Source organism: Streptomyces sp. CRN 30, assembly GCF_034105845.1.
The window spans coordinates 1-11,439 of record NZ_JAVRHI010000297.1 but is presented as its reverse complement, the minus strand read 5'-3'; the positions used below and the strand labels follow the sequence as shown (position 1 = coordinate 11,439).

Below are 11,439 nucleotides of genomic sequence, written 5' to 3'. Positions count from 1 at the left end.
GACGAGGGGAAACCTGTGATCGACGCCGCCCCGACGACGGCCACCGCACCCCGCACCCCTCCCCCGAGGACCGGACCGCCGAGGGTGACACGGCTGCGCGCGCTCGACGGGCTGCGGCTGGTGGCCGCGCTGATGGTGGCGGCGTACCACTACGGCGGGCGCGGCGGCGAGATAACCGAGGCGTGGGGCAGCTCGCCGAAGACCCAGTTCCCCACGCTGCACGAATGGTTCGCCTACGGCTGCCTCGGTGTGCAGGTCTTCTTCGTCATCAGCGGGTTCGTCATCTGCATGAGCGGCTGGGGCCGGTCGCTGACCTCGTTCTTCGCCTCACGCGTCTCCCGGCTGATGCCGTCCTACTGGGCGGCGGTCATCATCGTGACGGCCGTCTTCGCGCTGCCCGCGGTCGCCTTCGAGGCCGTGTCGCCGAGCGACGCGCTGGTCAACCTGACGTTGCTGCAGCAGCCGCTGGGCGCGGACCGGGTACTGGGCGTGTGCTGGACGCTGTGGGTGGAGATCCGGTTCTACGCGCTGTTCGCGCTGTGCGTCGTCCTGCCCGGGGCGAACCGGCGGCGCGTCATCATGTTCTGCGTCGGGTGGACCCTCGCGGCCGCGCTCGCGCAGGCCGCGGACCAGCCCCTGCTCGACCTGGTGCTGATGCCCGAGTACGCGCCCTTCTTCATCGGCGGCATCGGCCTCTACCTCGTGCACCGCGACCGGCGGGACGTGTACGCCTGGGGCATCGTGGCCGTCAGCTTCCTCATCGGCCAGCGCTACGCGGTGGACGAGCTGTGGAACGCCTCGGACCCGAACGCCTTCTCCCACCGCACCTCGTTCGGCATCGTCCTCGTCGTCGCCCTCGGCTTCCTGGCGGTCGCCGCGATCGCACTGGGCTGGCTGAGCTGGGCGAACTGGCGCTGGCTGACGGTGGCCGGAGCCCTGACGTACCCGTTCTACCTGGTCCACGAGCACCTCGGCTGGGTGGTGATCCACACCCTGCACCGCGACCTGCACCTGCCGTCGGTACCGACCGTCGCCCTGACCGTCGCCTCGATGCTGCTGCTGGCCTGGCTGCTGAATCGATTCGTCGAGGAGCCGCTGACACCACGACTGCGGGCCGCGCTGTCCCGTCCGAAGAAGGACTGACGGCCGCCGCCGGGCCCCCTGCCGCGCCGCGCCTCGGGGACGGCGGGCGCTAGGCGCTCGCCAGCGTCAGCTTCACCGCGAACCCGAGGAACAGCGCGCCCGCCGCCGAGGTCGCCCCGGCCGAGAGCCGCCTGCGGCGGCGGAAGGCCTCGGCCAGCCTGGTGCCGCTGAATATCAGGGCGCTGAGGTACAGGGAGCTGGCGACCTGGGCGAAGGCGCCGAGCACGACGAAGGAGAGCGCGGGGTAGGCGTACCCCGGGTCGACGAACTGCACGAAGAAGGCGATGAAGAAGAGGATCGCCTTCGGGTTGAGGAGACTGACGACCAGGGCGCGGCGGAAGGGCCGCTCGTCGGCGCCGACGGCGGTCCCGTCCCCGGTGCCCGCCCCCCGCTCCTTGCGCGTCCGCCACATTCCCCACGCGGCGCGCAACATCCCGACGGCCAGCCAGGTCAGATAGCCGGCGCCGACGTACTTCACGATGCCGAAGAGCATCGCGTTCGCCTGGAGCAGGGAGGCGACCCCGGCCGCCGAGAGCGTCATCAGCACGGTGTCCCCGCAGAACACGCCCGCGGCGGCCGTGTACCCGGCCCGTACGCCGCGCCGGGCGGCGACGGAGAGGACGTACAGGCTGTTGGGGCCGGGCAGCAGGACGATCAGGGCGACGCCTGCCAGATAGGTGGGCAGGTCGATGACTCCGAACATGGAAGGAGTGTCGCACGGGGGTACGACACTCAGGTCTTCCACCGTTCCGCCGGTTCACCGCGGGCCGCGCCCGGGGAGCATCTCGGGTGACCCCGGCCAGTGGTTCGGCGGGGCGAGGCGGGGCACCGGGCACGGTGAGACGACGGGGGCCGGTATGCGTATCAGGGGCATGCGGGAATCGGTGGCCGCACCGGCGGCGTACGTGGCGGTCGCGGCCGTGGTGGCGATGGCGGCGGCCGGCAGCTGCACCGTGCGGCCGGCGGACGGGACCGGCCCGCCGCACGCGACGGCACGCGTCGACGGCACGGCCGCGCCGGACGGCAAGGGCGGCGGAGGGGGCGGGGCCGGCGAGGAGGGTGAGGGCGAGGGCGACCACCAGGAGACCACCCCCTCCGTCCCTCCCCCTCGCTCCACCCCTGCCGCTCCCGCGCCTCGGGTTCTCTGGTCGCGGGGCGACCGGGGCCGGGACGTCCGCGAGCTGCAGTCCCGGCTGCGGCAGGTCGCCTGGCTGTTCGACGGGCCCACCGGGGAGTACGACGGCCCGACCGCGGAGGCTGTACGGGGCTTCCAGGGCAAGCGCGGACTGCCGCGCACCGGCGCCACCGACAGTGTGACCTGGGCCCGGCTGCTGGGCATGACGCGGGAGCCGGGCAAGTGGGAGCTGTACGCGTTCGGCGGCCAGCCGGCCGCGGCGCCCGACGCGCGGTGCATGACGGGCCGGGTGCTGTGCATCAGCAAGACCAGCCGGACGCTGCGCTGGATGTCCGACGGCGAGACGCTGCTGACGGTCGAGGTGCGGTTCGGGTCGGAGTCCACGCCGACCCGGGAGGGCGTCTTCGGGGTCACCTTCAAGTCCCGCCACCACGTGTCCACGCTCTACGACACCCCCATGCCGTACGCGATGTTCTTCAGCGGCGGCCAGGCGGTCCACTACTCGTCGGACTTCGCGGCGCGCGGCTACTACGGGGCCTCCCACGGCTGCGTCAACGTGCGCGACGAGGCACGGATCGCGCGGCTCTTCGCGCAGGTGCGGACCGGCGACAAGGTCGTCGTGTACTGGTGAGTGGGCGTGGGCGGGACCGGGGGAACGTGTCCCGCCCACGCGAGGTGCACTGAGCCGCGGGTACGGGGGGAACCCCGGCTCGTGCGACGGCCGATGACCAGTCGGCTCACTCTGTACTGCGTACGGGCGCCGGAAAACGTCACACCCGGGCGGGAGGGGGCGGACCGCGCCGCTGAACCGCAGGTCAGGTGGTCAGCGGAGCGTCGGCGGCACGGGCGTCATGCCCTCGGTGGCCGGTACCGCGGGGGTCGCCGCCGCGGCGATCGGTGCCGTGACGGCCGCTGCCTCGACGGTCGTCGCTGCGACGGTCGGCGCTGTGACGGTCGCTGCCGTACCGGCCGTCACCGTGGTGGCCGTGGCCGTTGCCGCCGCCCGGTATGCCGGGGCCTTCGTCGCCGTCACCGTCGCCGTCCCCCTTGCCGCCCCGGTCCCCGCCACCGCCGGCCCCGTCGCCGCCCCCGTCGCCCATGTACGTGCCGTTCCCGTCCGAGCCGTGCCGGTCCGGTCCCTCCCCGTCCTGGCCGCGGCGCACGTGGTTCCCGCGGGACCCGTCGCCGTCGGAGGCCTTGGGGGCGTCGGCCCCGCCCGAGCCGCTCAGCACGCGGTCGCAGTACTTCCGCACCCGGTCCGGGCCCGGGCCGCCCGCCGCGTCCTCCAGGTCCCGCAGGCGGCCGGTGTCCAGGGACCTGCCCCGGTCGACGTCCCGGCACGCGGAGCGCACCGCGCTCCACCACTCACGGGAGTGCCCCCGCTCGCCCGGGTCGCCGGAGTCCGGCTGCCCGGCCTTGTCGCCCCCGGTCGGGTCCTCCGGGAGACTCTCGCCGGAACGCTCACCGGAGGATCCGGTTCCGCCGACGGCGCCCCGCCCGCCGTCCGGGACCTCACCGGAGTCACCGGAGTCCCCGGACGAGGGCGACGGTGACATCAGCGGGCGTTCCGGCACCTGCGCGCCCGTCACCGACGCGGCGGGGCGCGGCGGGCCGCCCTGGAACGGAGTGGGCAGTGTCCCCGTCCCGACTCCCACGGCGACCCCGCCGAGCATCCCGGCGGCCAGTCCCGCGACCATTCCCAGCCGCAGCGGCCGGACCCAGCGGGACCTGCGGGGGGCCGGCCCGGCCGCGGCGCCCTCCGGTGTCACACGCGCCGTGCGGAAGGCGGTCAACGCGGCCTGCTCACCCGGGAGTTCGGCATCGGTCCGCGGGGCGTCGGGGGTCAGCGCGGCGAGCGTCCGTGCCAGCCGGCCGGCCACGTCGCGGCCCTCGCCGTCGACGGCACCGGCTGTTCCGACGGCCCCTGCGGCTCCCGCGGCATCAGCGGTCTCGACGGCTTCGAGTGGCTCGCCACGCAGCAGGCGCTCCGCGGCGCGGCGGTCCAGCCACCTGTACTGCTCGTCGGCCATCACATGTCCTTCTGCGTCCGCGCACGCATATGCGTCACACCCGCGGACGTCACCGTGCGGGCACGCGCCCCTCGCTGTGGGGGCACGGCCTCGAGGGCGCCGTCGGCCTCCGGATCCGCGTCGAGCAGCTCCGCGAGCCGCTTCAGTCCGCGGTGCGCGGCGGTGCGCACGGCACCCGGCCGCTTGCCAAGCGTACGCGCGGCGGTCTTGGCGTCGAGACCGACGACCACGCGCAGTACGACGGCCTCGGCCTGGTCCTGCGGGAGCCGGGCGATCAGCGACAGCGCCCGGTCGGTGGCGAGCGCCTCGATGGCCTCGCCCGCGGTGTCCGACTCGGCCGCCTTCCCGGCCAGTTCGCTCTCGTCGCCGCCGATCGCGGGGCGCCGTCCGCGCATCCGCAGGTGGTCGAGGGCGCGGTTGCGGGCGATCGTGGCGGCCCAGCCGCGGAAGCGGTCCGCGTCACCGCTGAAACGCTCCAGGTCACGGGCTATCTGCAGCCATGCCTCGGAGGTGACGTCCTCGGCGTCCGGGTCACCGACCAGCGTCCGTGCGTAGGCGAGCAGCCGTGGGTGCACCGTGCGGTACACCGTCCGGAACGCGGTCTCGTCCCCGTCCTGTGCCGCACGCACCGCGGCGGTCAGCTCCGCGTCCTCCCCCAGCACCGCGCGCCCCTTTTGCGCCCAAGCCGGTGCCGCTTCCGCGGACCGGTTCCTCGCCGTCGTCGTCCCAGTGGATGCTCGCGGCCCCTGGACCGCGGTTCGTCGCGGTGGTCGTTCACCCCCGCAGTCCGGCGCGAAAGGCACGTTACGACCTGAAACCGTGCCCCGTCCATGGTCACCTGCCCCCGCTCGTGGAACATGCAACTGATCCGTGATCGAAAAGTCGGCGCAGGAGGTGTGACACGAACCGCACATGCGGCGCTGTAGAGAGTACGGGCCGCCGCGCGGCCCGTACCGAGTGACGGCCGGGGCCTCTCCTGTGGGGGGTGGCGGCCCCGGCCGTTGCTCTCGACCGCCCCGCCCCCGGGTCACGACCAGGCACTCAGCCCCGTGCGGCGGCGTCCCGGCACAGGAGCCGCAGCGAGCCGTGGCCCGCGTAACACCGCCGCGCCTCCTCCAGCGTGTCCCAGAGCCGGCCGTCCGGTGTGCGCACCCAGAGGTCGCCGCCCGCCGACAGCCACTCGCCCCCCGTCTCGCGGACGAGCACCTCCCCCGCGTACGCGCCGAACCCGCGCAGCACGGCACCGACGGCCTCGTACGGCGCGCCCTCCCGCCGTATCTCCTCGATCACGCGGTCGACGCGCCAGAGACTGCGCGCCGAGTAGTCCAGGCGGATGCGGGCCCCCTCCCGCATGGTCGCCACCGCGTCCGCCGCCCATCTCAGGGGCCTGGTCGCCGCGTGGTGCCGGGTGCCGTCGTGCGGTGCCGTCCGTTCTGCGTTCACATGGGGAAGAGCGTGCTCCGCGCGTGTGGTGTCACTCGGATCGGCGGACTGCGCGACACCGGCACAGAAACGTTCCAGCGGGTTCACACTCTGCCGAACTCCTGCTCAACCCGGTCACGCGCGGGTGCCCGGTCACGCGCGGGTCCGGGTCCGCCGGGACACCACGGCGCGCAGCACGCGCCGTCCCTCGGTCGACACGTCGAGGGCCTGCCGCACCCCGGCCGCGCCGTGCCCGGCGAGCAGTTCCAGTACGGCGGTCTGCCGCCGCAGTTCGGCCGCGACGAGCGGGGACGGCGGCCCGCCCGCGCGTTCGACCGCGCCGTCGAGCAGCCGGTGGATGCGCAGGGCCGCGAGGGAACAGGCGCCCGCCCACTCCCGCAGCGCGCCGGCGGACCGCTCGGCGGGGACGGTGGCGAGCATGTGGCGGGCGAGCGCGGTGGCCTCGTCCGTCGCGGGTCCACCGTCGGAACCGGCCCCCAAGTCGTCGGTCGCCGCGGACCCGAGCTCCTCCCGTACCCCGGCGACCCGTTCGTTCCAGTGCTCCCCGTCCTCCACGAGGCTCACCCAGAGCGGTCTGAGCACCTCGTCGTCACCTCCGAGCAGCGGTACGCAGCGGTCCAGACACGCCAGTCCGGCAGCGGTCAGCCCGCGCTCGTCGGCCTGTGCGATCAGTTCCACCAGACTCATCACGCCTCCCTCGAACCCGTTCGGCAGGGCACCCGTGGTGCGTGGAGCCCGTCTGTCCCCTCGATCCCGATCCGATCCACGATCCGTTCGCCGCACGGCACGGCCCGGGTGCCTCACAGGGGCACCACGCCCAGCCGGTCGAGCAGCCTGAACAGCAGGTTCTCGGCCAGGGGCGAGGCCGGGTCGGGCTCCGTGGCCAGCACCTCCAGCACCTTCTCGGCCGCCGCGCTGCGCCCCGCCTCCGCGGCCCAGGCGACGGCCCGCTCGGCGGCGTCGCGCGGCTCCAGGAAGTAGTCCTCGACGGTGAGTCCGTCCTCGGTGGCGCCCAGGTGCCCGGCCATGGCCGTGCGCGCGAGGCACGTGGTCCAGCCGCCGCTCTCGGGCGCGGCGGCCTCCACGACCACGCAGTCGCTGTCCATCACGTAGCCGAAGAGCGCGGGCGACCCGGTCTCCCGGGCGAGGACGTGCATGTTCCCGACATCACCGCCGTCACCGCCGTCACCGCCGTCACCGGGGGCGGCCGTGTCGGGGAAGTCCGGGTACTCCCACACCTGCCAGCCGTCGTCCGCCGTGGTGAGCAGCGACATGCCCGCGGCCCCGGCCAGCGCGTCGAGTTCGGCGAGCGGGCGCTCGCTCTTCCCGACGACGTAGTACCCCCAGTAGCCCATCCGGTCTCCCCTGCATGTCGGCACGTCCGGGGCGAATACACCACAGCCGTACGGCTGTTCGCCCCCGGAATCCGGCACTCCGCCCGGTGTGCAGCGGTTCGGGGCCGAACAGCCGCGACGGACGGCCGGCGGGGAACCCGGTCAGCCGGCTGCGGGCGTGGCCACCGGCGCACCCGGAACGCCGCGCGCCTTCGCGTCCTGCATGCGCGTCAGCGTGAGCACGAAAACAGCGGCGACCACGGCGGCCACCAGGTCGTGGGAGTCCGCGAACACCACCTGCCCGAGGGCCCGCCGGATCTCGGGCGCCGTGGCGGCCTCGTCGTACGCGGGATGGCTGATCCGGGAGAACGCCGTGCTCACGAGCCACAGGGTCCACCAGGCGTTGACGAGCCCGGTGTCCACTGCGCGCCCTGCGCCGCCGCACCGGGCACCGCATGAAGCGGGGCCGGGCGGTGGGCGGCTGGTTCGTGCCGTTCGTCAACCTGGGGTTCCCGCGCCGGATCGCGGTGGACACCTGGGAGGCGAGCAGCCCCCGGGACGCCCCGCGGCCGCACCGCTCACTCCACCTGGTCCGCCAGCTCCTCGAACTGCGCCCACGTCAGGTCCGGCGTCCCGGGATCCCACAGCTTCTGCACCAGTGCCCGCAGCGGCATCCGTACGCCCGCCGCGACCTGCTCCTGGGTCTGCCGGGTGGAGAGGTCGCACCAGACCGCGAAGACGCCGCCGAGGATCTGGCCGTCGTAGCGCTCGGGCACCGCGGCCGTGCCGCGCAGCACGCGCGGGGTCCACTGCTCGTAGATGCGCTCGCCCGTCGGGTAGGCGAAGTCGTTCGGCTCGCCCAGGACGTAGTACAGGAACTCGTCGTTGTAGTTGATCACCTGGCGCCCGTCGCCCAGGTACTCGGCCGGCTCCCGCGCGCCGATCTCCTTGCCGGTCCAGTAGGCGACCTGGATGTCGCGCGCCGCCTCGACGTCCGCGCTGCGGAAGAAGCCGTCGTTCCACGCGCGCGGGGTGCGGTCGTGGCCGCGGACCACCTCGGCGCGGTCGTTCATCCAGTCCGTCGCCAGGTCGGCCACCCCGGCCCCGGCCCCGTACTCCTTCCGGGCGGCCTCCGCCAGCCCCGGGTACGACGCCTCCGGGTCCTTGACCGTCAGCGCCTGGTACTCGTCCGCGCCCACGTGCCAGTAGGCGCCGGGGAACAGGTCCGCGTACTCGTCCAGCAGGTCGTCGACGAGCTCGCCCGCGGCGGGCTGCGCGATGTCGACGGCGCCGGAGAGTGCCTTCCCCTGCGCGTCACGCAGCTGCAGCTCCGGGTGGGCGGCGATGACGGCGCCGAGGTGCCCGGGCGAGTCGATCTCGGGGACGACCGTGATGTGGCGCTCGGCGGCGAGGTCGACGATCCGCTTCACCTCCGCCTTGGTCAGGTGATCCTTCGAGACCACCTCCGGATGCGAGTCGGACTCGATGCGGAAGGCCTGGTCGTCGGAGAAGTGCAGGCCGAACTGGTTGTACTTGAGGTCGCCCAGCTCCCGTATCCGGTCCTCGATCCAGTCGGCCGTGAAGTGCTTGCGCGCGATGTCGAGCATGAAGCCGCGCTGGGCCTTGGCGGGCCGGTCCTTCACGACGCCCTCGGGTGCCGTGCCGCCGTCGTGCACCATCTGCTTGAGGGTGCGCGTGCCGTAGAAGACGCCCGCCTCCGCGGGCGCGGATATGAGCACCCGCCGGTTCCCCACGGTCAGCGTGTACTCCTCGGAACCGTCCCCGCCCCGGCCGCCGAGCGTCAGCTCCACGTCGCCGTCGCGGGGCTCGGTGTCCCCCGCGTAGGTCAGGCCCAGTTCCCGCGCGGTCAGCTCACCCTCGTCGGCCAGCTCCTCGTCGTCCGTCACCACGCGGGCGCCGTCGGCGGGCCGCCAGCCGGGGCCGCGGGCGGGCGTGTGCTCACGGACGGCCGGGATCGTGCGGGGTGCCTCGGACAGCGGGTACGAACGGGACGGCGAGGGTGCGACCGACGGCGAGGTGGTGCTCGCCGACGGCTGCGACGGGCCGGCCTCGCTCCGGGTGCTCGCTCCGTCCCCCGGCCAGACGGTCACGGCCACCGCGACCGCACCGCCCGCCACGACGACGCCCGCGCCGAGGAGCAACCCCCTCGGGGCCTGCGACGTCTTCCTGCGGGGCGCCCGGCGCCTGCCCGGGCTCATGACGCTCCCCCACTCGCTATACGACGCATGACAGCCACCTCCTCCACGAACTTACGACGCTTCCCCCGCCCGGCCGTCCACCAAGGGTGCTCAAACGCTGCCGTCCGGGTGAATTTCGGGCATCGATCGGACAGTCCTTGACCACCCTCGATAACGTGACGGCACATTTCTCTCACCCTTCCCAGCAGTCCCCCACGTACCGCCGAGGACCCACGCTGCCTTCGCACCGTCTTCCGCACCTCGCCGGCCAGGTCGCCCTACCGGAGCAGGCGCACACCGGACCGGACCGCACCGCTCTGGAGCGGTTCAACGCCGCGCCCGCCCAGGCCGCCGAGCGCGCCCTCCTCACCTGCTGCCGGAGCCTGCGCTGGGCCCACCGCGTCGCCGCGCACCGCTCCTACCCGGACCTGGAGGCCCTGCTCGCCGCGGCCGACGAGGCGGCGTACGACCTGACGCCCGCGGATCTGGCCGAGGCGCTGGCCGGGGAGTCCCTCGCCCCGCTCCCGGACGACGCGTACTCGGCCGCGCACACCGCGCTGAGCGCGGCACACGCCGCCTACGAGAGCCGTTTCGGACATGTGTTCGTCATCTGTCTGGACGAGGTACCGGTCGAGGAGGCCCTCGATCAGGTACTGACGGGCATCCGGTCACGGTTGGCGAACGATCCGGAGGAGGAGCTGCTCCTGACGGCGGACGAGCTGCGCCGTCTCGCGCGCGGGAGATTGCGGCGCATGCTGGGAGAATCCCGGCACCACCACCGTACGTAGTCCGTCCGTGCCTGTTTGATCACATCGACAGGCCCGCCGTGAACGTTCCGACAACACGTCGCTACGATGTCGGGGGCCGGTGGACCGTACCCGGCCGGGCCCGTCCGACGCCGAAGCCGGCAGGCCCCAATCACCGCTTTCGGAAGGTAATTCCGTGCCGGCTGGAACGCTGTACCGCGGCCGGGAAGGCATGTGGTCCTGGGTGGCTCATCGAGTCACCGGTGTCCTCATCTTCTTCTTCCTGTTCGTACACGTGCTGGACACCGCTCTGGTCCGTGTCTCCCCCGAGGCCTACGACACGGTCGTGGCCACGTACAAGACGCCCGTCGTCGCGCTGCTGGAGTACGGCCTCGTGGCCGCCATCCTGTTCCACGCGCTGAACGGCCTGCGCGTCATCGCCGTCGACTTCTGGTCCCAGGGACCGCGCTACCAGAAGCAGATGCTCTGGACCGTCGTCGGCCTCTGGCTCGTGCTGATGATCGGGGCGCTCTACCCCGTGCTCGGCCACGCCGCGCGCGAAGTATTCGGGAGCTGAGGCTGATGTCCACCACTGAGACCACCGCTTCCGGAGTCGGTCCCGTCGAGGGCTCGGGCGAGCTCGCGGGCTACGGCGTCGACAACCCGGCGCCCGTCATCGAGCCGCCGCGCAAGCGCACCAAGAAGACCCCGAAGTCGACCCGCGGCAACTTCGAGATGGCCGCGTGGCTCTTCATGCGCCTGTCCGGCGTCGTCCTGGTCGTCCTGGTCATCGGCCACCTGCTGATCCAGCTCGTGCTGGACGGCGGCGTCTCCAAGATCGGCTTCGCCTTCGTCGCCGGCCGCTGGGCCTCCCCGTTCTGGCAGGTCTGGGACCTCCTCATGCTGTGGCTGGCGATGCTGCACGGCGCGAACGGCCTGCGCACGGTCATCAACGACTACGCCGAGCGCCCGAACACCCGTCTGTGGCTGAAGGGCCTGCTCTACACCGCCACGGTGTTCACCATCCTGCTGGGCACGCTGGTGATCTTCACCTTCGACCCGAACATCCGCTAGACCCCGGGTCACGAGGGACAGAGGTCAGACCTGATGAAGATCCACAAGTACGACACCGTCATCGTCGGCGCCGGCGGCGCCGGCATGCGCGCCGCCATCGAGGCGACGAAGCGCAGCCGCACCGCCGTGCTCACCAAGCTCTACCCCACCCGCTCCCACACGGGCGCCGCGCAGGGCGGCATGGCCGCCGCGCTGGCCAACGTGGAGGAGGACAACTGGGAGTGGCACACCTTCGACACGGTCAAGGGCGGTGACTACCTGGTCGACCAGGACGCCGCCGAGATCCTGGCGAAGGAGGCCATCGACTCCGTCCTCGACCTGGAGAAGATGGGCCTG

Annotated in this window: 14 protein-coding genes and 1 pseudogene; 7 read left to right on the top strand and 8 right to left on the bottom strand. The window is 73.1% G+C overall.

The genetic code is table 11. The features are described 5' to 3' along the window. Nucleotides 1–15 precede the first annotated feature (15 nt). Complete coding sequence (locus UW392_RS31780) at nucleotides 16–1,143, top strand: acyltransferase family protein (protein ID WP_414496724.1); 1,128 nt, start codon at nucleotides 16–18, stop codon at nucleotides 1,141–1,143. Between the two features lie 49 nt (nucleotides 1,144–1,192). Here the strand turns inward: UW392_RS31780 and leuE are convergent, their stop codons facing one another. Continuing rightward, nucleotides 1,193–1,846, bottom strand: a complete 654-nt coding sequence (leuE, locus tag UW392_RS31775) for a leucine efflux protein LeuE (protein WP_320778626.1) — start codon at nucleotides 1,844–1,846, stop codon at nucleotides 1,193–1,195. Nucleotides 1,847–2,000: 154 nt separating this feature from the next. Here leuE and UW392_RS31770 point away from each other — a divergent pair, with 154 nt between their 5' ends. Then, entirely contained in the window at nucleotides 2,001–2,909 is a 909-nt protein-coding gene (locus UW392_RS31770) for a L,D-transpeptidase family protein (protein ID WP_320778625.1), read from the top strand. Between the two features lie 184 nt (nucleotides 2,910–3,093). Here UW392_RS31770 and UW392_RS31765 read toward each other — a convergent pair whose 3' ends face one another. The 6 genes from UW392_RS31765 to UW392_RS31740 form a co-directional block, all read right to left on the bottom strand. Beyond that, entirely contained in the window at nucleotides 3,094–4,308 is a 1,215-nt protein-coding gene (locus UW392_RS31765) for a hypothetical protein (protein WP_320778624.1), read from the bottom strand. Then, nucleotides 4,308–4,970: an RNA polymerase sigma factor gene (locus tag UW392_RS31760; protein WP_320778623.1), complete on the bottom strand. Its 663-nt coding sequence runs from the start codon at nucleotides 4,968–4,970 to the stop codon at nucleotides 4,308–4,310. The genes UW392_RS31765 and UW392_RS31760 overlap by 1 nt, the downstream gene beginning before the upstream one ends. A gap of 379 nt (nucleotides 4,971–5,349) precedes the next feature. Beyond that, nucleotides 5,350–5,751 (bottom strand): hypothetical protein, encoded by a 402-nt coding sequence (locus UW392_RS31755; RefSeq protein WP_320778622.1) that lies wholly within the window; start codon nucleotides 5,749–5,751, stop codon nucleotides 5,350–5,352. A 132-nt stretch (nucleotides 5,752–5,883) separates the two neighbouring features. Beyond that, nucleotides 5,884–6,438: a hypothetical protein gene (locus UW392_RS31750; protein WP_320778621.1), complete on the bottom strand. Its 555-nt coding sequence runs from the start codon at nucleotides 6,436–6,438 to the stop codon at nucleotides 5,884–5,886. 113 nt (nucleotides 6,439–6,551) lie between these two features. Further along, nucleotides 6,552–7,106, bottom strand: coding sequence for a hypothetical protein (locus UW392_RS31745; protein WP_320778620.1), 555 nt, complete (start codon nucleotides 7,104–7,106; stop codon nucleotides 6,552–6,554). A 141-nt stretch (nucleotides 7,107–7,247) separates the two neighbouring features. After that, a complete protein-coding gene (locus UW392_RS31740; protein ID WP_320778619.1) occupies nucleotides 7,248–7,508 on the bottom strand; it encodes a DUF4328 domain-containing protein in 261 nt (86 codons plus the stop codon). A gap of 32 nt (nucleotides 7,509–7,540) precedes the next feature. On the opposite strand from UW392_RS31740, the pseudogene UW392_RS31735 reads away from it, so the two are divergent. Then, nucleotides 7,541–7,618: pseudogene (locus tag UW392_RS31735) on the top strand (hypothetical protein); the annotation flags it as partial. 45 nt (nucleotides 7,619–7,663) lie between these two features. Here the strand turns inward: UW392_RS31735 and UW392_RS31730 are convergent. Continuing rightward, nucleotides 7,664–9,304 (bottom strand): glycoside hydrolase family 20 protein, encoded by a 1,641-nt coding sequence (locus UW392_RS31730; protein ID WP_320778618.1) that lies wholly within the window; start codon nucleotides 9,302–9,304, stop codon nucleotides 7,664–7,666. Nucleotides 9,305–9,459: 155 nt separating this feature from the next. Between UW392_RS31730 and UW392_RS31725 the strand changes: the two genes are divergently transcribed. From UW392_RS31725 to UW392_RS31710, 4 genes are all read left to right on the top strand, one after another. After that, a complete protein-coding gene (locus UW392_RS31725; RefSeq protein ID WP_320778617.1) occupies nucleotides 9,460–10,071 on the top strand; it encodes a 2-oxo-4-hydroxy-4-carboxy-5-ureidoimidazoline decarboxylase in 612 nt (203 codons plus the stop codon). A 154-nt stretch (nucleotides 10,072–10,225) separates the two neighbouring features. Continuing rightward, a complete protein-coding gene (gene sdhC / locus UW392_RS31720) occupies nucleotides 10,226–10,606 on the top strand; it encodes a succinate dehydrogenase, cytochrome b556 subunit (RefSeq protein ID WP_320778616.1) in 381 nt (126 codons plus the stop codon). Nucleotides 10,607–10,611: 5 nt separating this feature from the next. Then, nucleotides 10,612–11,103 (top strand): succinate dehydrogenase hydrophobic membrane anchor subunit, encoded by a 492-nt coding sequence (locus UW392_RS31715; protein ID WP_320778615.1) that lies wholly within the window; start codon nucleotides 10,612–10,614, stop codon nucleotides 11,101–11,103. Nucleotides 11,104–11,136: 33 nt separating this feature from the next. Beyond that, on the top strand, nucleotides 11,137–11,439 hold a 303-nt coding region (locus UW392_RS31710), incomplete at its 3' end, for an FAD-binding protein (RefSeq protein ID WP_320778614.1).